21 protein-coding genes are annotated in these 24,886 nt (G+C 58.9%); 18 read left to right on the forward strand and 3 right to left on the reverse strand.

What is annotated here, in order from left to right; genetic code table 11:
* Positions 1–500: 500 nt before the first annotated feature.
* The 12 genes from CXQ93_RS00100 (at position 501) to CXQ93_RS00150 (ending at position 14,074) form a co-directional block, all read left to right on the forward strand.
* Complete coding sequence (locus CXQ93_RS00100) at positions 501–1,376, forward strand: hypothetical protein (protein ID WP_146073118.1); 876 nt, start codon at positions 501–503, stop codon at positions 1,374–1,376.
* A 367-nt stretch (positions 1,377–1,743) separates the two neighbouring features.
* Entirely contained in the window at positions 1,744–1,917 is a 174-nt protein-coding gene (locus tag CXQ93_RS20550) for a hypothetical protein (RefSeq protein WP_181035990.1), read from the forward strand.
* A 190-nt stretch (positions 1,918–2,107) separates the two neighbouring features.
* Positions 2,108–2,689 (forward strand): hypothetical protein, encoded by a 582-nt coding sequence (locus tag CXQ93_RS00105; RefSeq protein WP_104108483.1) that lies wholly within the window; start codon positions 2,108–2,110, stop codon positions 2,687–2,689.
* Positions 2,690–2,870: 181 nt separating this feature from the next.
* On the forward strand, positions 2,871–3,083 hold the full coding sequence (locus CXQ93_RS00110; RefSeq protein ID WP_104108484.1) for a hypothetical protein: 213 nt from the start codon (positions 2,871–2,873) through the stop codon (positions 3,081–3,083).
* A 1,276-nt stretch (positions 3,084–4,359) separates the two neighbouring features.
* On the forward strand, positions 4,360–5,430 hold the full coding sequence (locus CXQ93_RS00115; protein WP_104108485.1) for a LacI family DNA-binding transcriptional regulator: 1,071 nt from the start codon (positions 4,360–4,362) through the stop codon (positions 5,428–5,430).
* 81 nt (positions 5,431–5,511) lie between these two features.
* The gene (locus CXQ93_RS00120; protein WP_104108486.1) at positions 5,512–7,188 is read left to right on the forward strand and encodes an ABC transporter substrate-binding protein; all 1,677 of its coding nucleotides are present in this window, start codon (positions 5,512–5,514) and stop codon (positions 7,186–7,188) included.
* A 179-nt stretch (positions 7,189–7,367) separates the two neighbouring features.
* Entirely contained in the window at positions 7,368–8,345 is a 978-nt protein-coding gene (locus CXQ93_RS00125) for an ABC transporter permease (RefSeq protein ID WP_062292393.1), read from the forward strand.
* 8 nt (positions 8,346–8,353) lie between these two features.
* The gene (locus CXQ93_RS00130) at positions 8,354–9,310 is read left to right on the forward strand and encodes an ABC transporter permease (RefSeq protein ID WP_104108487.1); all 957 of its coding nucleotides are present in this window, start codon (positions 8,354–8,356) and stop codon (positions 9,308–9,310) included.
* The gene (locus CXQ93_RS00135) at positions 9,307–10,266 is read left to right on the forward strand and encodes an ABC transporter ATP-binding protein (protein ID WP_104108488.1); all 960 of its coding nucleotides are present in this window, start codon (positions 9,307–9,309) and stop codon (positions 10,264–10,266) included. The genes CXQ93_RS00130 and CXQ93_RS00135 overlap by 4 nt, the downstream gene beginning before the upstream one ends.
* Positions 10,263–11,348 carry an oligopeptide/dipeptide ABC transporter ATP-binding protein gene (locus CXQ93_RS00140; protein WP_104108489.1) on the forward strand — a complete coding sequence of 362 codons (1,086 nt, stop codon included), beginning with the start codon at positions 10,263–10,265 and terminating at the stop codon, positions 11,346–11,348. Before CXQ93_RS00135 ends, CXQ93_RS00140 begins: the two co-directional genes overlap by 4 nt.
* Positions 11,345–12,901, forward strand: a complete 1,557-nt coding sequence (locus CXQ93_RS00145) for a glycoside hydrolase family 32 protein (RefSeq protein ID WP_104108490.1) — start codon at positions 11,345–11,347, stop codon at positions 12,899–12,901. The genes CXQ93_RS00140 and CXQ93_RS00145 overlap by 4 nt, the downstream gene beginning before the upstream one ends.
* Positions 12,902–13,150: 249 nt before the next feature.
* Complete coding sequence (locus CXQ93_RS00150) at positions 13,151–14,074, forward strand: carbohydrate kinase (protein WP_104108491.1); 924 nt, start codon at positions 13,151–13,153, stop codon at positions 14,072–14,074.
* Between the two features lie 454 nt (positions 14,075–14,528).
* On the opposite strand, the gene CXQ93_RS00155 is transcribed toward CXQ93_RS00150, so the two are convergent.
* Positions 14,529–14,765, reverse strand: a complete 237-nt coding sequence (locus tag CXQ93_RS00155; protein ID WP_104108492.1) for a hypothetical protein — start codon at positions 14,763–14,765, stop codon at positions 14,529–14,531.
* Positions 14,766–14,856: 91 nt separating this feature from the next.
* Here CXQ93_RS00155 and CXQ93_RS00160 point away from each other — a divergent pair, with 91 nt between their 5' ends.
* The 4 genes from CXQ93_RS00160 to CXQ93_RS00175 are packed head-to-tail and all read left to right on the forward strand — an operon-like array spanning position 14,857 to position 19,821.
* A complete protein-coding gene (locus tag CXQ93_RS00160; RefSeq protein WP_104108493.1) occupies positions 14,857–16,404 on the forward strand; it encodes an ABC transporter substrate-binding protein in 1,548 nt (515 codons plus the stop codon).
* A 28-nt stretch (positions 16,405–16,432) separates the two neighbouring features.
* Positions 16,433–17,374 carry an ABC transporter permease gene (locus CXQ93_RS00165; RefSeq protein ID WP_104108494.1) on the forward strand — a complete coding sequence of 314 codons (942 nt, stop codon included), beginning with the start codon at positions 16,433–16,435 and terminating at the stop codon, positions 17,372–17,374.
* Complete coding sequence (locus CXQ93_RS00170; RefSeq protein ID WP_258068492.1) at positions 17,367–18,206, forward strand: ABC transporter permease; 840 nt, start codon at positions 17,367–17,369, stop codon at positions 18,204–18,206. The genes CXQ93_RS00165 and CXQ93_RS00170 overlap by 8 nt, the downstream gene beginning before the upstream one ends.
* Positions 18,199–19,821: an ABC transporter ATP-binding protein gene (locus CXQ93_RS00175; RefSeq protein WP_104108495.1), complete on the forward strand. Its 1,623-nt coding sequence runs from the start codon at positions 18,199–18,201 to the stop codon at positions 19,819–19,821. The genes CXQ93_RS00170 and CXQ93_RS00175 overlap by 8 nt, the downstream gene beginning before the upstream one ends.
* Before the next feature lie 453 nt (positions 19,822–20,274).
* Here the strand turns inward: CXQ93_RS00175 and CXQ93_RS00180 are convergent, their stop codons facing one another.
* Positions 20,275–21,009, reverse strand: coding sequence for a FadR/GntR family transcriptional regulator (locus CXQ93_RS00180; RefSeq protein WP_104108496.1), 735 nt, complete (start codon positions 21,007–21,009; stop codon positions 20,275–20,277).
* Positions 21,010–21,199: 190 nt separating this feature from the next.
* Between CXQ93_RS00180 and CXQ93_RS00185 the strand changes: the two genes are divergently transcribed.
* Positions 21,200–21,745 (forward strand): gluconokinase, encoded by a 546-nt coding sequence (locus CXQ93_RS00185; protein ID WP_104108497.1) that lies wholly within the window; start codon positions 21,200–21,202, stop codon positions 21,743–21,745.
* A gap of 63 nt (positions 21,746–21,808) precedes the next feature.
* On the forward strand, positions 21,809–23,212 hold the full coding sequence (locus CXQ93_RS00190; RefSeq protein ID WP_104108498.1) for a GntP family permease: 1,404 nt from the start codon (positions 21,809–21,811) through the stop codon (positions 23,210–23,212).
* A gap of 167 nt (positions 23,213–23,379) precedes the next feature.
* On the opposite strand, the gene CXQ93_RS00195 is transcribed toward CXQ93_RS00190, so the two are convergent.
* Positions 23,380–24,777 carry a PLP-dependent aminotransferase family protein gene (locus CXQ93_RS00195; RefSeq protein WP_104108499.1) on the reverse strand — a complete coding sequence of 466 codons (1,398 nt, stop codon included), beginning with the start codon at positions 24,775–24,777 and terminating at the stop codon, positions 23,380–23,382.
* Between the last annotated feature and the right edge of the window lie 109 nt (positions 24,778–24,886).

A 24,886-nucleotide genomic window follows, 5' to 3' on the forward strand; every position in this document is an offset into this window, starting at 1 on the left:
TCAGCTTGAAGAAGCTCGCCGCGCCACCACGGTAACCATTGCCGAGCAGGAAACTGGCCGCCAAATCGAAGCGCTTTCCCCTTATATAAGGGCCTTCACTGAGTTGCTGGAAGATAGAGTCAACCCGTTTATTGGGGCCCCGAATCCAATGGCTACAGTCGGGGGTGTTCACCAGAGAAATGCCGCAGTCCTTCGTGACATCGAAACCACAGGAATGACTTGGCGTTTAAACCATTTCAAGAATCCCCTTGACATGGAAATATTCGAAGATCTCGAATCATCAGTCCTTCTCGCAAAAGGCCATCCCAGCGTTCCGAGATCAACATGGGCCCCGGCTGCCCGGAGACTGAGGGACTTGTCAGTTAGCTGGCAAAGCAGCCCGGATCGTCGGAATGAATTCGTTCAAGAGGCCGTCCAAGTCTCTGCTCAATTATGGGTGGATGCTCGCGAGTCTGGTCTTGAGCGTCCCGAATTCCCAAAGAGACCATGAGGACACTAGCGTGACTGAACTTACGCCATGCTGGGCGAAGCTGGTTCGAACTCGGACTCTGATGCGAGAGCTAATCGATCTTCAAGCCAAGCGCGAAACAGAAGAACCTTACAGCTTTGAGCTTGTGGATAACAACGAAGACTCTGCAGACCGATGGATCAGGTTGCAATGGCGAGTCAAGATAAATACGCCGTACCCGCCAGATGCGGCTTGGATATTGGGCGATATCGTCCATAATCTTCGCTCCAGTCTCGATAACGCGCTCTTCCACATCGTGACTGAAATCAACGGTCACACGCCAAGCGACAGTGAGGCGCGACAAATTCAATATCCCATTGACGACACGCCTGAACTATTCAGACGCCATATTAAGAAGCTCGGCAAGTGGCTCACTCCTGAGCAGTGCGAATTGATCGAGGCAACTCAACCCTTTGCGGCATCTGGTGAGCCCAACGATGAGTTCCGAATGATGTCGATATTGAGGGACCTGTCCAATACGGACAAGCATAGGCAGCTGATTGTCGCTGATCGCGCACTCGTGCGAGCAAACTTTGAGCACGACGCTGACCATCTTGAAGCCTTGACCATTACGCAGCACGATGCCCGAATGGTTGATGGGGCAGCGGTGTTAACCGTCAAATTTCGCAGGCCCTATGACAATCTCGACATAATGCTGCAGCCAAGGTTCGAGAACACTACTTTCATATTCCACCCCGCTCACACGCCGTTGCCGTTGGCACTCTCACTAGAACTAATCTATGACGAAGTGTTCGATGCAGTGCTAGGGCTAACCAAAGAGCATATGACGACTCATGACGACTACATCGCAGTCAAATTTATCGAGGGAGCAGAAGAACGTCGTGCTGTCCTGAGAAAAACGCTTTGAGTACCGCAGAGGGTAGCCTTCCACGCGGCGCAAAGAAGCGCGACGGTGACCCGTGCGGTGAACGCGGGTCGGCCCAAGGGTTGGTTGATAGATTGGGGTGAAATTATGCTGGCGGATATTTGGCCATTCCGGTGGGTAAATGGTGGATTGACCTTCCCTGATTGGCGCTTGGGCCGCGCTCACCAATGGGCGTGAGGGGGAGCCATGAACAGGCCTGAGAACGGACTGTTAGCAGAGCAGGATTCCGGTACTTGGGCAAGGCGTTTCTTGTGTCTAGAGCGGGGCTCACATGCTGCGGCGCCAGACTGCCATGCTTCCACGATCTCCGGCTCCTACTTTGTCAGTGCCTGCCCGTAGCGTGCACGGCATGGAAAGTATCGAAGTAGCAATGGTGGACGGCGCCCCGGTGTCGCTCACCCGGGACGGCAGGACATGGCACGTGGGCGCGGAGCCCGTGCGCTGGTACGAGCGTCAGCCATGGTGCTCGACAGCAGCCCGGGCGTCCAAGGGAGGCTCGCTGAGGATCGATGTCGAGGTGTAGCAAGTTCAAACCAGGATCAGCCACAACCTCAGGACACCGCTGGTCACCTTCGAGTTGATACTCGGGCAGGACCGGGCCACATGGACAGTCCGGTCAATGGAAGCAGTGGCGGCGGGACCGTCACGATTCACTCAACGCAGCACCCACTGGCTAGAATCAGCGCATCATCAGGCAATACATCGGGGGAACCGTGGCGAAAGAAAAACTAGAAGCGCATGTAGGTTGGCCAGTCGAGCGACTGATTGGCGAGGGCGCCAACCAGTCAATGGCTGTAGTCCGCGACATCGATATTTTCGAGGGCACCAAGAAGCTCCGCACAATCCAGTCAGCGGACAACAACGAGGACGTCTACGCGCAGATAACTAAGTCAGGATTCATAGTCGGAGAGCGGAACGGTAACACGCTCACACTTACCCGCAGGCCGATGACTGGCTTTGAAAAAGGATTCCTCGGGTGCTTCGGCGCTGTTGCCGTTGTGTTGGTCCTGATCGTGGGTGGATGCGTGGCTGTCATGAATGGCGGCAGCGACAAGACCGCCGACGAATCCGATGCTCAGTACATGTGTCAGCAGTTCGTCAAGGACAAATTAAAGTCACCCTCGTCCGCGAAGTTCAGCAACCAGGTCGCCAGTGGCGCGGGTAGCTCATGGACTTCGAGCGGAACTGTTGAGTCTCAGAATAGCTTTGGTGCAATGATCCAAACCCGATACAGCTGCACGCTGAATTACTCATCATCGGATGAATCATGGACTGGATCAGCCAAGCTATCTTAATGTCAGGCAATAGGTGCCGACAGCAAAAAGCCCCCATCCGGTGAAGGGTGGGGGCTGCTCCATATGCGTCGTCGCGGGTTGCCTCGTGGTACTCATCAGTGAGGTCGGGAGCTGTGGGAGGCGCCTTGGATTCCGTGTCGATCCCGACACAGACTTGTTTGGAAACGGACTAATTTGCAGTATGACCACAGAGAAGACAGCCCCAGGCATGAGCGCCCGTGGCTACACGCCAGCCCAGGTTGCCGAGATGTTGGAGGAGCCGGTCCGCATCATTGTGATTCATTGCCGCACCCAGGTATTGAAGGGTGCTTACAAGACGGGCGGCCGGACCAGCCTGTGGCGGATCCCGCCGGCGGCCATTGATTACTATCAAGCTCATCAGCCCCGGCAGTAGCCTGTTCAGGTTCTCATTGTGTCGCTCACCGTTTACCCACCGGAAACCATGCAATCTTGTGCAAGTGAGTTTGACTGAGTATCGCCAATTTCCCCCATACTGCCCCGCGTTCTAGGCGTTTATGCAGAGTTGTGAAAAGTGGTGGAATACGGCCATTGCTAATCCTAAGTTCTAAGGACAACAGACTCGCGAGCTCGGCGTCGATAAAGCATCAGCACTCACTATGGGATCGGGGCTGACTGGCTACACCGAGGTCTCCCAACAGGCCGGTGCGGCAGTTTCGACCGACTCGCCATAAACGCGCCAGAATCAGCGACAATTGCTGACTGTTTAGTGCCCTTCATTGTTGCAAATGACCCTCTAGAGCAAAAGGGAATGCGGGGTCTTGACAAGTCGAAATAGCCCTCTCAGCCTAAAGCGGGGGTCATCGGTTCGAATCCGAGAAGTGGCCCTCAAATTTTGGAGGGCCAAAAAGTCCGGATTTAGAGGGTTTTTGACAGTGACGAGACGGGTTTCCGTCTCGTCGTTTCGCGTCTAAATGGCGCTGGCATTCGAACGCAATGGTCGTCGGTCTGAATGGCTAACAGTGGGTGGGGTGGTGCCGTTGACCTGCGGTTTTGCTGTGGGGGAGTGGCCTCGGGTTGCGCAATTCTGTCAGGGCTCATTATTGGCTCGTTTAATTGATCCCCTACCTGTATCCGGGTTAGCCTTTGCCGAGGCGTCCTCAGACGTTAGAACGGATCCACGTACTGCCGAAATAACCGGCACGTGCATGTGCTTTCGTGTTGGCCAACGTGGATTCCATGACCGCGGCCAGGTAATTCCCGCACGGCTGCCCCGCCACGCGGGCCGAGCCTCGTCGCTTGAATGCCCTGCCGAGTTGGCGGCGGGCATTCGCTCCGGATCAGCCCACCTCGGCCACCAGCCGGTCCAGGATCTCGCCTTTGGCGGCTTCGACGCCACCCAATTCGCCCCGGCTTCCTTCTTCGAGATTTCCCTATGCGCAGACTTTCGTCTTCCTGTGCATCCCTCCAGCACAACAAAGCACCCAACCATGCACCAGAGATTTCGCGAGCACTCCTCAAAAGCGGCACGCACCCCATCTCGGGAACATTTTGGATGAGTCTCGTCGTCCTCTTGACAGCGCGGAAGTAACGCGCGTAATCTAAATCACATCATCTAGTTGCGCGCGTTACTAGATGAGTATTACTGGAATACACCTACCGATGGAAGCTGGCACAACGTCCAGCATCAACGAAGATCAACGGAGCTTTCAATGGCGAATACCACCAACCTGAGCAAGGCCACGGCCGTGCGTCAGCGGGCGGTCACCATGAAGGATGTAGCCATCCATGCTGGCGTCTCCAGGACGGCCGTCTCCTTCGTTCTGAACAACCGTCAAGACGCCAGCATCTCCGAAGATACCCGGGCCCGGATCAAAGATGCCGTGCAGGCTTTGGGGTACCGCCCCAACGCCGGCGCCCGGGCTCTGGCCTCCCAACGCAGCGACTGGTACGGAATTGTCACCGAGATTGTGACAGCCCCCTTCGCCGTTGACACCATCAAAGGCGCCCAAGACCAAGCCTGGCTGGACCGCCGCTTCCTCCTGATTGCACCTTCTGACCAAGCCGATGCTGTAGGTCCAAACAAAGGCATGGAAGATGCGGCAATCGAAAAGCTGCTGGAACAGCGCGTCGAAGGTCTGCTCTACGCTGCAACGTTCCACCGTGGTGTCCATGTTCCCCAAAGCGCACATGAAGTTCCCACGGTGCTGATCAACTGCTTTGATCTTGACGGCAAACTCCCCTCGATCGTCCCGGACGAACACGGAGGCGGCCGAGTGGCTATTGCACGCTTGCTCAAAGCGGGTCACCAGCGCATTGGTGTAATCAACTTGGATCCCATCATTCCCGCCTCAGTTGGCCGCCTGGCAGGTGCCCGCGAAGCCCTTGCCGAAGCCGGCCTAGAACTGGACCCGGAACTTGTGGTGACCGGACATGCCACTGCCGACGGCGGCTATGATGCTGCGTGCCAGATTCTTGATCGCTACCCGGAAAAAGACCGCCCAACAGCGCTGTTCTGCCTCAATGACCGTATGGCCATGGGCGCTTACGACGCGATCAAGGAACGGGGACTACGAATCCCCGAGGACATTGCCGTGATCGGCTTCGACAACCAAGAGCTCATTGCGGCCTATCTAAGGCCGAAGCTCACAACGGTTGCGTTGCCCTTCCAAAAAATGGGCGCCCTCGGCGTCCAAACGCTCGCCATCCTTACAGCAGGACAGTCGATTGTTGCTAATCAGCAACTAGTCGACTGTCCGCTGCTAGAACGCTCTTCGGTCTGACCGCGAAATCAATTTCGAAGAGCTAAACCCCACCCACCCCTTCACCTTGCTGATGAAGAATAGGAAAGAGATAACTCCATCATGGCACAACTGAGATTTTTGACGTCTACCCGCATCGCCGCGGCCGGACTGGCAGTCGGCGCAATGTTGCTGACAGGCTGCGTGGCCACCGTCGACAAACCCACTGGCGCGGACGCCGCAGCGAATGCGAGTGCATTCCTCACCATTCCTCGCGAAGACATGAGCACCTTTGACAAGAACTTCAACCCCTTTGCCCCGGCCGTGAACCCCATGGTCAATCAGGCAATCTACGAACCCATGATGGTCTTCAACCCGGCCAAGGGAGACACCACTCCGTGGCTCGCCACCGAATGGAAGCCCGCCACCGATGGCAAATCCATTACCTTCACCCTGCGTCACGGCGTGAAGTGGTCTGACGGCAAGCCGCTCGTTGCTGACGACGTTGCTTACACCTTCGAGCTTCAGAAGAAGCTCAAGGGTGGCTTCGAATACCTCGTCGGCGCCAAAGCAGAAGGCACCAACAAGGTTGTATTCACCTTCAACAAGGCATGGTCTCCCGCTCTCTATGAAGTAGGCCAGTTGCCCATCCTGCCCAAGCACATTTGGTCTGCAATCGCCGACCCAGGCAAGGATCCCAACGCCAAGCCCGTTGGCACTGGCCCGTACACCGAGGTTGACTCTTTCCAGGCTCAGTCATACGTGCTGAAGAAGAACCCCAACTACTGGCAGCCGGAGAAGCAGAAGATTGCAGGCATCAAGATGCTCGCCATGTCAGGCAACGATGCAGCCAACTTGGCAAGCGTAAGCGGAGACGTGGACTGGTCCAACCAGTACATCCCGAACATCGAAAAGACCTTTATCTCCAAGGATAAGGATCACCGCCACTACTGGTTCCCTCCCACGGGTTCCATGATCAACTGGCAGTTGAACACCACCAAGGCCCCGTTCAACGACCCCGAGGTCCGCAAGGCTTTGAGTATGGCCGTTGACCGCGACCAGGTGACCAAGATTGGTATGAGCGGTTACGCCCAGCCGGCTGACTGCACCGGCCTTTCCGGCAACTATGACAAGTGGAAGAACCCGGAAGTTAAGGACAACTGCACATGGACCAAGCTGAACGTAGACGAGGCCAACAAGGCTCTCGACGCCGCCGGCTACCCCAAAGGGTCTGACGGTAAGCGCACCTTGAAGGACGGAAAACCGTTCGAGTTCAAGATCGCCGTTGGTTCTTCCTCCTCGGACTGGCTCTCAGTAGCCAACGTGATCGCCCAGAACCTCCAGAGCGTTGGCGTCACTGCCAAGGTTGATTCCCCTGACTGGGCCTCGGTTGTTGCCAGCTACGAACAGGGCACCTTCGACACCGGTATTGTCTGGAGTGCCAACGATCCCAGTCCGTTCAAGTACTTCAACAACGCCATGGGCAGCGCCACCGTCAAGGCTGTTGGCACCAAAACCTTCGACAACTATCACCGTTTCGGGGACAAGCAGGCAGATGTGCTCTTGAAAGAATTCGTTGCCGCCGGTGATGAAGCCAAGCAAAAGGACATTGCCAACAAGCTCCAGGAAGAATACAACGCCACCGCCCCGCTGGTGCCGTTGTTCTCCGGTCCTGAATGGGGCAACTACACGGACATCCACTTCAGCGGATGGCCCACAGAAGAGAACCCTTACGCGACTCTGAGTGACCGTTCTCCCACCACGGTGCTGGTTCTCACCACCTTGGAACCCAGCAAGTAGCACTACCGCCGCACGGTGGCGGCGCCGCTCACTGCAAGTGAGCCGCGACGCCACCGTGCGCGCACCATTACCGTCTCAAACACCAAACTTCTTGAGCCGCAGCGTAATGGTCTGCCATCTTTCCCGGCCGTGAACTCCCGCGGTTCCGGCCACCCGCACTTACCGAACGGAGGGAATCCGTGCGCTTTATCCTGCGCCGTCTGGGTTTCTACCTGATCGCCTTCTGGGCCTCAATTACCCTAAACTTTTTACTTCCCCGCTTCATGCCGGGCGACCCCGTCTCACGCATGTTCGCCCGCACGCAGGGCAAGATGCAGCCAGAACAGCTCGACGCACTCCGCAAGTTGCTCGGTGTGGACGACCGCCCCATTTGGGAGCAGTACGTCGACTACTTGCACAACATCGTCACCGGCAACATGGGCATTTCTATTTCCCGCTTTCCCACCCCGGTCACAGAAGTCATCGCCGGACAGATTGGCTGGACGCTCCTTCTGGGCGGAACCGCACTGGTGATTGCCGCCGTTCTGGGTAACCTTCTCGGTATCTTGGCTGCATGGCGACGCGGCGGGACTATTGACTCCGCCTTGCCGCCCATCTTGATCTTCATCGGATCCTTCCCCTACTTCTGGCTCGCCATGGGTGCCCTGTACCTTTTCGGTGTGATTCTGGGCTGGGCCCCGCTGCGGCACGCCTTCAGCGACGGCCTGGAACCTGGCTTCTCGTGGGAATTCATTTCCGACGTCGGAGCCCACCTTGTGCTCCCAGCCTTGACGATAGTTTTGGTCTCCGTCGGTGGGTGGATGCTCGGTATGCGCAACACCATGATTGCCACCAACTCCGAGGATTACATCACCATGGCCGAGGCCAAGGGCCTGCGCCCGGGACGCATCATGTTCCGTTACGCAGCTCGCAACGCCATGCTCCCCTCCGTCACAAGCTTTGGCATGAGCCTTGGCTTCGTAGTCGGTGGCGCCATGCTCACCGAGGTGGTCTTCGCTTACCCCGGTGTTGGCTACCAACTCCTCACTGCAGTACAAGGCCTGGACTACCCGCTGATGCAAGGACTCTTCCTGACCATCACCGCCGCTGTACTGATAGCCAACTTCCTGGTGGACATCCTCTATGTCCGACTCGACCCGCGTGTACGCAGCAACTAGGGATCATTATGACCACACTTATTGAGCCCACTGTGGAGCTCCGCAAAACAAAACCAAAACAGGGCCTGGTTCACGGCTTGTTTACCAACACCAAAGCCATGGTCGGCGCCACCATCCTGCTGATCTTCATTGCTCTGGCATTGTTGGCACCGTTCCTGTTTCCAGGTGACCCTTCCCGGATCACTGACATGGCAAGTCTTGAACCCTCGCCCGAACACTGGCTTGGCACCACCGCCAAAGGCCAGGACGTCTTGGCCCTGACCGTGCACGGCTCCCGCAGCTCCCTGCTGGTGGGTCTGACGGTAGGTTTCGCCTCAACCTTCGTGGGTATCCTCGTGGGACTGGCATCGGCATACTTCGGTAAGTTCATTGACGAGTCCCTCTCGCTGATCACCAACGTATTCCTGCTCCTGCCCGGATTGCCCCTGCTGGTGATTCTCGCAGCATTCTTGCCGCCGGGACTGGGCACAGTCATTGTTGTCCTGATCATCACCGGTTGGGCCGGATCTGCACGTGTGCTCCGCTCCCAAGCACTTTCCATCCGTTCCAAGGATTTCGTGGCAGCAGCAGTGGTGTCCGGTGAACGCGCCGGGCGGATTATGTTCCGCGAAATCTTGCCCAACATGGCCTCAATTGTCATGGGCACTCTGCTGGGCTGTGTCATCTACGGCATCGGCGCACAAGCTGGCCTGGAGTTCCTGGGCCTGGGTGACACCAGCACCGTCTCATGGGGAAACAACCTCTTCTGGGCCGGCAATGAAGGCGCGCTCTTGACAGGCAGCTGGTGGGTATTTGTTCCCTCAGGTTTGTGCATCGCACTTGTGGCCTTCGCCTTGTCCCTGATCAACTACGCAGTCGACGAGGTAACTAACCCGCGCCTTCGCAAGATCAAGGCACCCAAGTCCGCTGCCGCCGTCGTACCTGCTACCGCGGCAACCACCCCCGAAAGGAGCGTCACGAAATGACCGTCTCCCAGACATCCCTCGGCTCACATGAGCCAGTTCTTGAGGTCAAAGATCTCACCGTGAAGTACATCGGCGACACCCGCTCCACCACCGCCGTGGACCGCGTCTCCTTCAGCATCGGCGCCGGCGAAATTTTTGGCCTGGCCGGTGAATCCGGTTGTGGTAAGTCGACCATTGCCAACTCGATCATGCGGCTACTCAAGGACCCGGCGAAGATTGCCGGCGGCAGCATCCGCTTCGGCGGCAAAGACGTCCTTGCCATGAGCACCGAAGAGCTCCGGCGCTTCCGCTGGCAAGACGTGGCAATGGTTTTCCAGTCCGCCATGAATTCGCTCAACCCGGTGCTGACCATTGGTGAGCAGATCACTGATATCTACTCGACCCACGCCGGCTACTCCCGCAAAGAATCCCTGCACCGTGCGGGCCAGCTGCTCGAACTCGTGAGGATCAACCCCTCTCGTCTGAAATCCTATCCGCACCAACTTTCAGGCGGCATGCGCCAGCGTGCAGTCATCGCCATGGCCGTTGCTCTCAAGCCGTCGCTGCTTATTTTGGATGAACCTACCACGGCACTTGACGTGGTGGTGCAGCAGGAAATCATGGCACAGATCAAAGAACTTCAGCGTGAACTGGGTTTCTCGGTCCTGTTCATCACACACGATATGTCCTTGATGGTGGAGCTATCCCACCGCATGGGTGTGATGTACGGGGGCCGGATCGTGGAAACGGCCAAGGCATCTGAAATCCACACCAACCCGCAACATCCCTACACTCAAGCGCTCATGGGCGCTTTCCCTCCCCTGACCGGTCCGAGAGTTCCCCTGACTGGCCTGGCCGAGGGAGTGAAATTCCGCAACATCCTAGATCTTACCGAAGTGTTCCCCGGTCATTTTGTGGCCCCCTCCGGAGACTCTCCGGAGATCACCCCAGCCGTCCTTGAAGGAGCTGCACAATGAGTCACTCAGCAATGCCTACCTCAACTCGGCCCACAGATGACACCCCGGCACTTGAAATCCGTGGCTTGGGCAAGCAGTTCCCCCTGGGTGGACTGTTCTCCAGGGAATCGGTCCGTGCTCTGCACGGCGTTGATTTGTCCTTGGGCCGTGGTGAGATTGTGGCCCTCGTAGGCGAGTCAGGTTCCGGCAAAAGCACCCTGGCGCGCTGTGTTGCCCGCTTGGAGCGACCCACCACCGGAGAGATCCTGTTGGACGGAGTTGACGTTCTCAAACGCGATCGCTTCCAGGCGTCCCGGGCATTCCGTGCCCAGGTTCAAATGGTGTTCCAGGACCCCTTTGGCTCCTTGAACCCAGCTCATCGCATTGAGCACTTCTTGCGCCGCTCCTTGACGATCCACGGCAAAACCGGTGGCTCCGAGAAGGAAACCCAGAGACGCCTCGAAGAACTCATCACCACGGTTGGCCTGCAGCCGGACATGCTCAACTCCTACCCGCACGAGCTCTCCGGCGGGCAGCGTCAACGCGTTGCTATTGCCCGGGCGCTCGCGGTGGAACCGGAAGTAATTCTGGCTGACGAGCCCACCTCCATGCTGGATGTTTCGGTGCGGATCGGTGTGCTGAACCTGATGCGTAAACTGCGCGATGACAAGGGCATCTCGATGCTCTACATCACCCACGACCTCGCCTCCGCCCGTTATTTGGCTGACCGAATTGCAGTGATGTTTGCCGGGGAAATTGTTGAACAGGGCGAGTCGCTGGATCTTTTGGCCAACCCGGCCCACCCATACACCCAACTTTTGGTCTCGGCGGTGCCGGATCCGGCCCGTGCAGGCTCCTATGATCCTGTGCGCCGTGCAGAACTGCGCCAAGCAGTGATGGCGTCTACCTCGTGTGCTTTCGAAGGCGATCCGAACCAGGCCTGCTCTTCCGAAGAGTCCGTCCGCCATCAAGTGGGTGATCCGGAGAACCGGCACTGGGTGCGCTGTCACCTGTACCGTCCGTGGGCTGGCGCCGGGGGACACGCATTGGCAGGCGAACCGGCACTGCCCGCCGACGACTCTGAAATGAAGGTTTCCGCATGACCGTAATTGCCCACCCGCTCGCTACCGTTCCGCAGGGTGAACTGATTGCACGGGCGGAGGCTGACCCGCTTCGACCGCGCTTTCACTTTGTTTCCCCCGCGGGCTGGCTCAACGATCCCAACGGCGTCAGCCAGTGGAATGGTACGTACCACCTCTTTTACCAGTACAACCCTGAGGGTGCTTTCCATCACCAGATCCAGTGGGGGCACGCCATCAGCACAGACCTGGTGACGTGGAAGGACGTCCCGGTAGCTTTGGAACCGTCCGCGGGTCCGGACGCCGAGGGCTGCTGGTCAGGTGTTCTAGTGAACGACGGCGGGACACCCACCTTGGTGTATTCAGGACGCCTCGGCGAACACGAACTGCCCTGTGTTGCTGTGGGTACCCCGGACCTATTGAACTGGACCAAAATTCCAGAGAATCCGGTTATTGCCGGACCTCCCGCCGGCGTTGAGGTCACTGCCTACCGCGATCACTGCGTGTGGCGTGAGGGCACCAAGTGGCGCCAGCTAATTGGGTCCGGTATTCGCGAAAGGGGCGGAACTGCGTTCCTTTACGAGTCTGATGACTTGCGTTCTTGGGACTACATTGGACCCTTGTTCATTGGCGATGCCTCACACGGTGACCCCGCTGACACAGATTGGACCGGGACCATGTGGGAGTGTGTGGACTTGTTCCGCGCCGGTGGCGGATCATTGGGTACTGCTGCCGAGGAGGGCTCACCGGACGTGTTGGTTTTCTCAGCATGGGACAACGGCGACACTCGCCACTCGCTCTACTGGACAGGCCGCTACGCCGGAGACAGTTTTGAGCCAGCAGCGCTGCACCGTTTGGACTACGGTGGACGCTTCTTCTACGCGCCCCAATCCTTCCAGGACGAGTCCGGGCGCCGGGTGATGTTTGGTTGGATGCAAGAAGGCCGCAGCGATGAGGCGATGGTGGAAGCTGGCTGGTCCGGCGTGATGAGCTTGCCCCGGACAGTGACTGTAGCGAAGGATGGTTCGCTGTGCTTCGCTCCGGTTCCGGAAGTCGAGCAATTGCGCCGGGATCACCGCAGTGTGGTCGCTCAGGTTTTAACTGACGCTTCGTTTCTTCTGGACGGCGAGTTCTCCGGTAACCAACTCGATCTGGAATTGGATCTTCAACTCCAGACCGGTGCCGTGTTCAAGCTCGGAATTCTCGCCTCTGCCGAGCTGAATGATTCTGGGCGCGCTCAAGAAGAAACCATTATCGAGCTCAGCTGCAGCACCGACGGATCGGCTGCAGGAACCCTGCGTCTGGACCGCACCCGTAGCAGCCTCGATTCCGAGGTTGATGTAGAGGACAAGTTCGGACCGGTTTCCATGCCGGAGGGACGAGTTCACTTGCGTGTCATTGTGGACAGGTCTGCAGCGGAAATATTCGCCAACGGCGTTGCCCTGACCGGCCGCATCTATCCCACCCTGGGCGGCAAATCCGTCACCCTCACCGCCGAAGGCACAACCGAATTGGTGCGCTTTGACGCATGGGACATGGCTGATTCACAGCAAGAATCCCGAACGCTCTTCCCCTAGACCGGGGCGTTACCTCCGGTGAGGGCGCTGTTTCGCAGAAGCCGCGCCCTCATCAGACCATCGAACTATCCACTGCCGTCACCGCTCCCTCCTGAACAACCTGACACGCAAGAAGTTCGGCGTCCTGCATGAGATCCCACCATTGCGGCGGATCCCTATTCCGGGGCTCCGCCGCAGCTATCCCTCACAACCACCGGCGGACCATGAATTCGACCTCCGCCCGCTGACCGCAACGTGAAAGTACCTACGATGAATCCTTCTGCCGCCGCTTCCGACGCTTTCGACGTAATTGTGCTCGGTGAAGCGCTAATCGACGTAGTTCATGCCAATGGTGTTGTCTCCGAACATCCTGGCGGGTCACCCGCAAATGTAGCCTTTGGTCTCGCCCGGCTGGGAATGTCCACCGGATTCCTCACTGCCATCGGCAACGACGCTCGCGGTGCCGCTATCCAGGCCCACCTCGCGGGCGCTGGCGTCACGCTTTTGCCCGGCTCTCGGTCCATGGACACCACATCAACAGCCACAGCAACACTGGCCGACGACGGATCTGCCAGTTACGCTTTTGACCTCACCTGGGACTTGGACTCGGCTGCGCTCGCATACCAGCCCAGGCTTCTTCATACTGGATCGATTGCGAGTTTTCTCGCCCCCGGAGCCGCGGATGTAAAGGCCATACTGCAAACTTGCGCTGGAACCAGCACCGTCACCTACGACCCGAACATTCGGGCGGATCTGCTCGGTAGCCACCACGAAGCCCTCTCCATTTTCGAAGAACTCGTACCCCTCACAAACGTTGTCAAACTCAGCGATGAGGACGCGGCATGGCTCTACCCTGGTAAGACACCGGAAGAAGCCGGACAGCACATACTCGCGCTCGGTGCCGATCTGGCAGCAGTTACGCTCGGATCCAAGGGTTCGCTGTTGATGACTCCGGACTCTGGCGTCATCGTCCCAGCGGTACGGTCGGTTGTTGCCGATACCATAGGGGCCGGTGATTCCTACATGGCCGCACTGATCTTCGGACTACTCACCAATAGCGCCGATGACTGGACACCTAGCGTTCTGGAATCACTCGGTCGAACGGCGACCAAGGCAGCTGCCATCACCGTCCGACGCCCGGGAGCCAACCCTCCCTCTCTAACAGAACTACACGTTGGCCTTACCGAGTTGTAACAGCCACCGGTCGTCCTGAGATCCATGTCAGGATCCTTCGGGACAGTTATTACCCGTCGATACCGGGCCGTCGAGGACTAGGAAATCAGTCGACTGGGTCAAGCGAACTGCCTGACTCGTCTACAACGAGAGAGGACCGGTTTGACGCGGAGCCAAGTGCGCCCTCCATGGTGCGCAGCGCTGGAAGCCGTTTCTTCCAGGCCCGGTAGGTTCGTGCGGCGACCTGCACGCCCTGCGCTCGCAGGACAGTGCAGATCGACTCGACCGCGTAACCAATAACGCGCATTTCATCGATAAAGCGGCAAATCAGCGGCGGCGAGGGCCGAGTTCCCTCGCGAAGAAAATCGACGCCTGCTTCAGGATCTCGTTGGACTCTTCTCTGTCTCGCACCTCGGCCCGCAGCCGCTTGATCTACTCCAGCTCGCTACTGCTCGGACCCTCCTTCACACCAGCATTAACCTGGGTCTGGATCACCCAGCGGCGTCGACAGTAACGACTCAGTGCCAATGCCGAGCTTCGGAGCCACCACTTTGCAAGCAGCATTCACAGATGGATACTCCGGCAATCGATACAGCACCATACGTACTGCACGGTCGCGGACTTCAGGGGAAAATTCTTGGGCATACTCACTATCTTTTTCAAAAAAGACAGCGGCATCAAAGCCGGTACGGTTCAGGGTGCCTTCGAGCAAAGTTGGACGATCGGAAAGGTAAGGCTAACCTTATGAGCTGTAAGGTTTGGCTCAATCGGGTCACTATCGGCACCCAACAACAGGTGGTTTTGTGTTTTTCAAGCGTCGTTCAGCAGCCGCGGTGGCCCTAGTATCGCTTCTGGCTCTCACAGGGTGTGGCCTCAACGGAGGAGCCACCACATCTGCCCTCACCCCGGATCTGAACCAGAGAATCGTCGTGGACAATTTCCGGGCGCCTGTGGCCAATTGGGCCTTGGAGTCTGACGCTGCCTACATCCTGTCATTGTCAGGCTGTTTGGAAACCCTGACCAAGTTCGACCAAGCCCAAGGCAAAGTGACATCCTCCCTGGCCACGGACTGGAAGCAGACCTCTCCGTTGACCTGGGATTTCACTATCCGTGACGGAGTGAAGTTCCAAGACGGAACAATCCTCACTGCGGACGCGGTCGCGGCGTCCCTTCAGTCAGTGTTGGCGGCTAAAGTTCCCGCCCGCGCCTTCAACCCGGACGTCGTCAGCGATGTGGCCGCGGTGGATGCACGCACCGTCCGAATCACCACCCCCTCCGATAGCCCCTTGATCCCCTATCGACTGGCGAGCGTGAATACAGGCATCCTGGCACCCGCAGCCTACAAAGACGGCACGATCGACCCCTTCGGTCACTGCACTGGCCCCTTCACACCAGTCTCGGAGAAGCCTAAGCAGTCCCTCACACTTGACCGCAACGAGAACTATTGGGGCGGGAAGGTCCAACTGGCCGGCGCAGAGGTCCGTTTCATTACGAATGGCGCCACCCGTGCCACCCAGGTCCAGACAGGTGAATCGGATATCTCCCTCTCGATCCCCGTCGCCAGCCTGTCCACACTGGAAGGCGACAACAATGTCTCCGTCCTCAAAGCCGATTCCCCCAGAACTGCCACCTTGTACATGAATAATGGCAAGGCGCCTTTTGACAAGGTCGAATTCCGCAAGGCGATCCGCTCGGCGCTCGATCTGGAATCCCTGGCAAATAGTATCTATGAGGGTGCGGCGCTGCCGGCAGTCGGCCCCTTCGCTGCGTCTGAACCGTGGGCATCACCAGAGACCGCAGCCCCGAAGCAGAATTTGAATGAGGCTAAGAAGCTGCTATCGGCGGCCGGATACACTGCCACGCAGCCGCTAAAAATCGTCGCGATCGTGGAGCGTGCCGAGTTTGGTGATGTGGCGGCCGTGATCCAGCAGGATCTGGCGAAAATTGGTGTCCCGATCACCATTGAGACCAAGGAATACGCCTCAGTTGAGCCGGATCTACTTGCAGGTAACTACGACATGGTGCTCAGCCAGCGCAACCGCCTGATCGACATCGCCGATCCGATCGGTTTTCTGACGGCCGACTACACCTGCAAGGGAAGCTACAACCTCAGCCATTTCTGCGACGCCGACTACGACAAGCTTATTGAACAAGCCGCCAAGACTACCGACGCCAAGGAACGCTACAAGCTGTATGCAAACGCTGGCAGAATCCTTCAGGACCAGGCCGTCAATGTATGGCTCGTCAATGAACAGGCCATCGACGCCGTCCGCACAGATGTCCAGAACCATGTCCAGGACCCTTTGTCCCGCTATGTCTTGACAGCCAAGACCAGCAAGTCAGGTTCATAGGACCATGACCTTCAAGTACGCCGGCTAGATGATTGCTTTTCTTGCCAAGAGAACGGTGGCACTGGTGGCCACCGTTCTTCTTGCGTCCTTCGCTGTCTTTCTGATTCCTTACGCGACCCCCGGAGATCCGGCTCGGAAGATCATCCGCTCCCGGGTCGCCGGTGATGCCATCGATGAGTCAGCCATCTCCTCGCTGACCACTGAACTTGGGCTGCATGACCCTCTATTCGTGCAGTTCCACAGATGGTTGGGCCGTTTCCTGTCCGGGGACATGGGGCTGTCCTATTCCAGCCAGACACCAGTGGTGGAGCAGGTTCTTCCCGCTCTAGGCATCACTCTGACCTTGGTTGTGGCTGCATTGGGTGTTGCGGTGCTGGTGTCCCTGATCCTGGGCATCACATCCGGACTCCATGAAGGCCGCCGCACGGACCGAGTGATCACTACTGTAACTCAGGCCTTGATCGCAATACCGGAGTACTGGCTGGCACCTATGTTGGTTCTCATATTCGCTGTCAAACTCACCCTCCTACCCTCGGCCGGGTGGGTGAGTGGCGCCTCGCTGGTGCTACCGGTCGCCGTACTTGCTGCGCGCCCGAGTAGCTACTTCACATCGGCAGTGCGCTCGGGCATGATTGAAGCTCTCGACGCCGAACACGTGACTGCCGCGCGTAGCCGGGGCCTGAGCTATCCAAGGACGATCATGCGGCATGTCATCCCCAATGGGCTACTGCCATTGGCCACCCTGCTGGCAGTTTGGTTCGCCGGTTTGCTAGGTGGCTCGGTGATCGTGGAAGTAATCTTCTCAATACCAGGCATGGGCAGGCTGCTTTACGACGCTGTCCTAAACAATGACATTCCCGTCGCTCAAGGCAGCGTTGTTCTCGTGGTGGCATTGGCCGTTGCAATTACCACCATGGCGGACCTCGTCCATAGAACACTGAACCCACTTTTGGGAGACAACCGTGCTTAAACGACCGTTGGCGACCAGGGCTGCAGTCTGGGTTCTGGTGGTGATTGTGGCAGCCGTGGCATTGGCTCCCTGGTTTGGCCTCCGCGACCCCGCCGAACCAAATCTTGGAATGAGATTCTCCTCTCCGAGTCCTGCGTTCTGGCTCGGGACGGACCATCTTGGCCGGGATACGCTCAGTCGTTTGCTCGACGGCGGCCGGTTCTCTCTGTCGATCGCCGCCGTAGCGACGGTACTAACGGGACTCGTCGGCACCGCCATCGGCGTGCTTAGTGCCCGCCGCGGCGGCTGGGTGGACGAATTCTTTACAAGAACGAATGATGTTTTGTTGGCCCTGCCGGAAATGGTGATTGCGTTGTTCATCGTCGCCGCGGCAGGTCCAGGTACACACTCGCTGTTGCTTGCACTGACGGTGACTGGTTGGACGCCGTTCGCACGGCTCGCCCGGACTCTGACCTACGAAATCTCAGGGCAAGGCTTCCTGAAAGCGGCACGCGTGGTGGGCTGCTCTCCCCAGTTCATCATCTTCAGGCACATCCTTCCGCATCTCTCCGGCCCCCTTATTGGCCAGGCCACCTTAAGATTTGGCCAGTTACTGATCAGCGTCGGGGCCTTGTCCTACCTGGGGCTAGGCGTGCAGCCGCCACAATCGGATTGGGGAGCCATGCTCGCTGCAGCACAACCACACGCAGAGCGCGCTCCGCTGGCGATACTTGTACCGGGACTGGCAATCTTCATCGTGGCACTCTGCGTGACGCTAATCGGCCAACGAATCACGGAACTGGCAGGCAACCGCGCAATAACGGCGCCAAGGACGAAAGAAGCGCATGCCTGAATCCCTGATCATTGACAACTTGCACGCCAGCGGCACCACATCAGCAAGTGCTCCCCTCCCTGTCCTGACAGGGGTCAGCCTCAGTGTGCAGCCCGGCGAATTTGTAGCCTTGATCGGCGGTTCCGGATCAGGCAAGACCATCACCGCCATGTCTGCCATGCAGCTGCTGCCACCCCAACTCGCTGTCACCTCAGGCTCCATTCGCTTGGGAAAACTTGAACTTACCCTAGCCACTGAGAATCAACTTAACCAGATGCGCGGCGGCAGGATGGGGATGCTGTTCCAGCAGCCCAAACGAATGTTCAACCCCAGAATGACCATCGGCGCCCATCTTCGCGAACCACTGAGGCTACACGGCAAACTCCGCGGCCATGCCGCCGAGGCACAAGTCATCTCCCTGCTAGCCGAGGTCGGTCTTCCGGACCCTGCATGGTGCGCGAAGGCCTACCCGCACCAGCTCTCCGGCGGAATGGCACAGCGCGCCATGACCGCTGTCGCCCTTGCCGGCCAGCCAGACATACTAATTGCCGACGAACCCACCTCTGCACTCGACAAGTCCCTGGAAGGGCAAATCCTGAGCCTAATCGACAGTCAACGGCGCGACCGCGGCCTCGGTGTCCTATACATCACCCACAACATCGCCACCGTCGCCGCCTTCGCGGACAGAATTTTCGTCATGAAAAACGGTCGCATCATCGAATCAGGTCCCACCGCCCAGGTCTTGTCGAACCCGCAAAGCGACGAAACAAAACACTTGCTGAACGCATCAAGTCTCTCAGCCTCATCCACGGGCCACACCTCCACGAACGCCCCAAAGGTACTGACTGTGGACGGCGCTTCCAAAGCATTCCGCATGGGCAGGGGCCGCAAGAAGGCCGTACTGTCGAATGTCTCATTGTCCCTGCACAGAGGCGAGATCCTCGGCATCCTAGGGCAGTCCGGATCAGGAAAGAGCACCCTGGCACGCTCCATCGTGGGACTGGAAGAGCTCGACAGCGGCCACATCACCCACACCTCGGGCGGGAACGGCTCGGAATCAGCAGCGGTTGGACCAAAAGTGCAACTGGTCTTCCAAGAGCCGCATGACTCATTCGATCCCCGCATGAAACTACGCACCAGCCTTGAAGCCCCCTTGCTGCGGCACACCAAAATCACTGCGGCTGATCGACGCGAACGAGTGGAGCGGGTCACCAACGAGGTGGGGCTGGACAGCCGTCTCTTGGACCACCGCCCCGGGCAGTGCTCCGGTGGCCAGCTCCAACGAATGGCCATTGCGCGGGCGCTGCTGTTGGAACCAGACGTTTTGATCTGCGATGAGGCCACGTCGGCCTTGGACGCACTGAGCCAACGCCGGATACTTGACCTTCTGTTGCGTCTGCATAAAGAAAGAGGTCTGTCACTGATGATCATTTCCCACGATATGGCGATCATCCAGCACATGTGCAACAGAGTTGCCGTGATCTTCGAAGGACAGCTGGTCGAACTCGCCGCAACAGACGAGTTCTTCAAAACCCCCAGACACGCGCACAGTCAGGAACTTGTAGCGGTCTCAGCTCCTCTGTGGCCTCTACCCAACATTGGGTATGGACAACTACCAGCGCCGAACGTCCTCTAGGTGCTGCCCATGTGCGCTCCACACCACGGTCCGGTTCACATTCTGACCAGAATTTTGTAGCGACGATTATTTTTAGGCTGGTTATTCACTGGCCTGAAAGAGCCGATGCATATAACCGACTCATTAGAAACTCATTAAATTGGGTGACAACTGCCGCCTCTTAAGTACTATCCATTGTTATGCACTCGCTGCACTGCCAAAGGTCAGGAATGGCTTTTGGCAAGTCGAAATGGACCATAGAGGCGACAGTGGGGGTCGTCGGTTCAAACTCCACAGCGTTTGATACTGCGGCGGTTGGCCACAGTGGCTGAAGCGGTCAAAAGTCTGGCATCACAAAAAGTTCATGTTCCGCCACTGGGCGCCTCCGCAAAGAGAATCAGCCCGAGCCGTGAGGCGAGCGGGCTGATCGTGATGGTTCATAAACGGCACAGCACGTCCGGCAAAGTAGCGGAGTCAGCGCAAGCCCATCGCGTTCCGGACCTCGTTCAGGATGTGGTGGACGGCGGTCTCCGCCATGACAGCGTCACCGCGGGCCACGGCCGCCGCAACATCCTCGTGGGCCTGCAAAGCTTCGTTCCGCGGCTTGAATGGCATCAAGCCCTGCTTGGTTCGGCTGGTGAGCACCTGCGCCACCATGCCTTCGAGCGCCGTAAACATCTCATTGCCGCAGCTTTGGAGCAGCAGGCAGTGGAACTCGATGTCCACCGCCAGGAACGCCTCGAGTTCGCCGGCTTCGCCCAGCCGCCTCAGCTCTGCAGCAAGGAAAACCAGCCTGGCCCGTTCCGCGGCGCTCGCCCGGCGGGCAGCACCGGCAGCGGCAATGGGCTCGACGGCGATGCGCAGCTCCGTGAGGCTGCTGTACTGAATATCGCGCCGGACAGAGCCCAAGCGCCAGCGCACCAGCTTGGGATCAAAGACATTCCACAGCCTGCGCTCCTGGACCACGATGCCCACTCGCCGACGCGAATATACCAGGTTCATGGACTCCAGGACTTTCATGGTGTCCCGCGAAACGGTACGCGAAACGCCGTACTCCTGCTGGAGGCCCTCAAGGGTCAGCCGGCTGCCCGGCGGAAGACTCCCTGCAGCGATTGCGGAGCCAACCGCCTCGAGGACGCGTTCATGCATAGCGGGGGAGGCCCCGCCGTCGTGCGCGTTATCCGCGTTAGGTACTGTCGCCGTCGACATCTTTCCTGCTTTCCTCAGCGCTTGCGCGCCCTTCGATCGTACCCAAAAATCTGCAAAGGTATGACTTGTGACACTAAAAGATAGTATCTATTGCCCAAAATGGTGATACCTTATTTTTCGGCGTACTTCCTTGTGAGATGCGCAACGAATTTTCTTCATTGGCCAACGGCGTCTTCTTCGGAGTTGATACATGCAGTATTCAGCCACACACCTGGTGGTGATGGGCGTTGCCGGTTCCGGCAAGTCCACCATTGCGGCAGCTCTTTCCCAGCAGCTTGGCTGGGCGTGTGCTGAAGCGGACGAGTTCCACCCGCAGTCCAACATCGACAAGATGACCCGGGGGATTCCCCTGCAGGACGAGGATCGCTGGCCTTGGCTGCAGGAAATCCAGGGCTGGATGACCGCCCATTCCGCTGCCGGGACGAGTACCGTGCTCACCTGCTCCGCGCTCAAGCAGAGCTACCGTGCGCTGCTCTCCGAAGCAAAGGGCCGGGTCCTGTTCATCCACCTCGACGGCGGCGCCGAGCTGATCGGCCAGCGCATGCAGGGCCGCGAAGGCCACTTTATGCCGCCCGCACTCCTGCCTAGCCAGCTGGCCACCCTGGAACCGCTGACCGGCAACGAACTTGCCGCTGGCAGCCTCCGCTTGGACATCTCCAATTCACCGGAGGAGATCGTCACCGCCGTGCTGGCTGGCCTCACGCTTCCCGCCCCGGCGGAGCTCAGCGCCTGCTAGGCTCGGCCACCAAGCCGGCCCAATTTTTCTCAATCCCCAAGTAGTTCTGTTCAAAGGAGAACCATGGTCATCGAAGGATGGACCCAAACGCTGGGCGCAGGACCTCTGCTGCTCATCGCGGCGGCATCGATCGTCGTCCTACTGTTCCTGATCATCAAGCTTCGAATGCATGCACTCGTCGCCTTGATCGTGATCAGCCTCGTCACCGCTTTCGCCACCGGAATCCCCGCCAACCAGGTAGTTCCTGTGCTGATCAACGGCTTCGGCACAACTTTGGGCACCGTGGCACTCCTCGTAGGCTTGGGCGCTATGCTCGGCCGCATCGTTGAGACCAGCGGCGGCGCCAAGGTGCTGGCCGACTATCTGATCGGCGTGTTCGGCGAAAAGCGTGCCCCGTTCGCCCTGGGCCTTGCCTCCCTGATCTTCGGCTTCCCCATCTTCTTCGACGCCGGCCTGGTGGTTATGTTGCCCGTCGTGTTCGCCGTGGCCCACCGTCTGGGCGGGGGAGTGCTGCGCTACGGCCTCCCCGCTGCCGGTGCCTTCTCCGTGATGCACATCTTCCTGCCGCCGCATCCGGGCCCGGTTTCCGCCGCTGCCTTCTTTGATGCCAACATCGGTCTGGTTCTGATCGCCGGCCTCATCACCGCCATCCCCACGTGGTACGTCACCGCCTACCTGTTCGGCCTGTGGGCCGGCAAGAAGTTGGTCCTTCCGGTCCCGGCAATCCTGGGCCAGGCCAGTGCCGATGCCGAGTCCAACCCGCCACGCTTCCGCACCATTATTGGCCTGCTGCTCCTGCCGCTTGTCTTGATCTTCATCAACACCGGCCTGAACACCTTGGCGTCCTCCGGTGTGCTGTCCGAAGATGTCAAAGACGAGCAGTGGTTCCAGGTTCTGCGCACCATTGGTGAAACACCTGTTGCCCTGCTGATCGCCGTTCTGGTGGCCGTGTTTGTCCTGGGCACCCGCCGCGGCCAGAACGCCGGAGCCATAGAGAAGCTGCTCGAATCATCGCTGGGCCCCGTTTGTTCGGTCATCCTGATCACCGGTGCCGGTGGCATGTTCGGTGGCGTGCTCCGCGCCTCTGGCATCGGCTCGGCATTGGCCGATGTTCTGGGTGACCTGGGCATTCCACTGATTCTGGCAGGCTTCCTGATCGCCGCCATCCTGCGCATTGCCCAGGGTTCCGCCACCGTGGCCCTGACCACCACCGCGGGCCTCATCGCCCCGGCCGTGGCCATCGCCGGTGTGAATGGCATGCAGGTTGCCGCCCTGGTTATTGCCGTGGCAGCTGGCTCCGTGGTGGTTTCCCACGTCAACGACTCTGGCTTCTGGCTGGTGGGCCGCTTCTTCGGCATGGACGTCAAGACCACTCTGAAGACCTGGACCGTCATGGAAACCCTGATCGGCGTCATGGGCTTCGCCATCGCCACGGTCATCTTCCTGCTGGCCGGTGTAGCGGGTTAGCCCTGCGCCTGCAGGCTACGGCTGACTGAAGTACGACGGCGGGGCGTCCAGAGATATTCTGGGCGCGCCGCCGTCGTTGTACTCCTGGGGCGCCAGGTTGTGGCGACGCCGTTGGTCGGTTCCAAGACACGCTGGACCGGGCTGGGAAAGCCAGGCCCCATCGGCCGTCATGACGTTGAGTCCAGCAGATCCCCCAAAATGCCGAGGGCTTTGCTCAGTTGGAGGTCGGTGACAGCCCCGTAGCCAATGATCAGGCCGTTCACGGGTGCGCGTTCGGCGTAGTAACCCGCCAGTGGCACCACGCGAATGCCCTGCTTCAGCGCCTCGTTGGCGAGTTCTCCGGCGTCGGGCTTTTCAAACCGAATGACAGCATGCAGCCCACCATCGAGAGCCGAAAGCTCCAGATCCCCGCGGGACCCCAGACGCTCCATGAGCAGGGAACGGCGGTGTGAGTACTCCCGCCTGGCTCGGGCCACGTGCCGGGAAAGTCCGCCTCCTTGGATGTAATGGGCAAGAGCTGACTGCAGCACCCCGGAGACCGGGGTGTCCAGTGCTTCCCGTACTGCCTTGAGCCGCTGCCCGGAATCACCGCGTACCACCAGGTATCCGCAGCGCAGCCACGGGCTCAGGTTCTTCGAAAAGGTTCCCAGGAGCACCACCTCGGCATTCGTGGGCAATGAAGCGACGGCGGGAAGGGGCATTCTGCTGTGCCGGAATTCGCTGTCGTAGTCATCTTCCAAGACGAGCACCCCATGCGTATCAGCCCATTTCAGCAGGCCCAGCCGTTCCTGGACGGCCATCCTGCCGCCCAACGGGTATTGGTGGCTGGGTGTTATGAGGACTGCATCTGGAATGTCCTTGATAGTTGCCAGCTGTGAACTTCGCAGACCGTTTTCGTCCACGGGGATGCTGAGCACTTGCGCACCTGCGGCAGTCATGACCCGACGTGCCGTTGGGTAGCCCGGATCCTCCATCAGGATGCGGGGATGATCCCTCTGGCCGCGCAGCATATTGACCACCAGATGCAGCGCATCGCTGGAGCCGCCGGTGATGATAATGTTCTCCGGTTCCACTTGGAGTCCTCGGGACACTGCCAGATGTTGGGCCACTGCTTCCCGCAGCGCTTGCGTCCCGAGGGCCGGTGGCAAAAGCGTGGTTTCTTGTTCCGAAAGCGCCATTTTCCACGCATGGCGCCACTCCCTGTGTATGAAGGGGGATGCCGACGGCCGGCCCGGGGTGAGATCAATCAAGTCACTGTGGGGCGGGCCGCTACTCAGCCGTTTCTCGATCAGCGGCCGTCTTTGAATGTCAGGGCGTACCGCCACCTTGGTCCCGCCTGCGCCACTACCTTCGAGGAATCCCTCGCCGGATAATTGTTCGAAGGCCCGGACCACCACTCCCCGTGAAACACCCAGTTCGGCTGCCAGTCGACGGGTCGCGGGAAGTGTGTGGTCGGGTTGCAGGAGTCCCTCGAGGATGGCAGTGCGAAGTTGCTTGGCCACCTGGGCAGCCAGCGAGAGTGGGTTCTGCCTGTCGAGTTCGATAGGTATTTCAGCTTCGCTCATTGGACCTCCAGAGTTGGTGAATCTTGGATCTAGTGTAGGACCAATGCGTTTGGGAAGATGAAACGCGTAATGATCTTGACGCTGCGTTCAGCCCGGTCTGTGCGGCCCC

It is taken from the genome of Arthrobacter sp. N199823 (assembly GCF_002929705.1).
Classification (GTDB): domain Bacteria; phylum Actinomycetota; class Actinomycetes; order Actinomycetales; family Micrococcaceae; genus Specibacter.

What these genes read in the sequence shown, in the direction of transcription:
- CXQ93_RS20550 (WP_181035990.1), top strand. Translation starts at nt 1,744, where the DNA reads ATGGAAAGTATCGAAGTAGCAATGGTGGACGGCGCCCCGGTGTCGCTC.
- CXQ93_RS00110 (WP_104108484.1), top strand. Translation starts at nt 2,871, where the DNA reads ATGACCACAGAGAAGACAGCCCCAGGCATGAGCGCCCGTGGCTACACG.
- CXQ93_RS00115 (WP_104108485.1), top strand. Translation starts at nt 4,360, where the DNA reads ATGGCGAATACCACCAACCTGAGCAAGGCCACGGCCGTGCGTCAGCGG.
- CXQ93_RS00120 (WP_104108486.1), top strand. Translation starts at nt 5,512, where the DNA reads ATGGCACAACTGAGATTTTTGACGTCTACCCGCATCGCCGCGGCCGGA.
- CXQ93_RS00130 (WP_104108487.1), top strand. Translation starts at nt 8,354, where the DNA reads ATGACCACACTTATTGAGCCCACTGTGGAGCTCCGCAAAACAAAACCA.
- CXQ93_RS00135 (WP_104108488.1), top strand. Translation starts at nt 9,307, where the DNA reads ATGACCGTCTCCCAGACATCCCTCGGCTCACATGAGCCAGTTCTTGAG.
- CXQ93_RS00140 (WP_104108489.1), top strand. Translation starts at nt 10,263, where the DNA reads ATGAGTCACTCAGCAATGCCTACCTCAACTCGGCCCACAGATGACACC.
- CXQ93_RS00145 (WP_104108490.1), top strand. Translation starts at nt 11,345, where the DNA reads ATGACCGTAATTGCCCACCCGCTCGCTACCGTTCCGCAGGGTGAACTG.
- CXQ93_RS00150 (WP_104108491.1), top strand. Translation starts at nt 13,151, where the DNA reads ATGAATCCTTCTGCCGCCGCTTCCGACGCTTTCGACGTAATTGTGCTC.
- CXQ93_RS00165 (WP_104108494.1), top strand. Translation starts at nt 16,433, where the DNA reads ATGATTGCTTTTCTTGCCAAGAGAACGGTGGCACTGGTGGCCACCGTT.
- CXQ93_RS00175 (WP_104108495.1), top strand. Translation starts at nt 18,199, where the DNA reads ATGCCTGAATCCCTGATCATTGACAACTTGCACGCCAGCGGCACCACA.
- CXQ93_RS00180 (WP_104108496.1), bottom strand. Translation starts at nt 21,009, where the DNA reads ATGTCGACGGCGACAGTACCTAACGCGGATAACGCGCACGACGGCGGG.
- CXQ93_RS00185 (WP_104108497.1), top strand. Translation starts at nt 21,200, where the DNA reads ATGCAGTATTCAGCCACACACCTGGTGGTGATGGGCGTTGCCGGTTCC.
- CXQ93_RS00190 (WP_104108498.1), top strand. Translation starts at nt 21,809, where the DNA reads ATGGTCATCGAAGGATGGACCCAAACGCTGGGCGCAGGACCTCTGCTG.
- CXQ93_RS00195 (WP_104108499.1), bottom strand. Translation starts at nt 24,777, where the DNA reads ATGAGCGAAGCTGAAATACCTATCGAACTCGACAGGCAGAACCCACTC.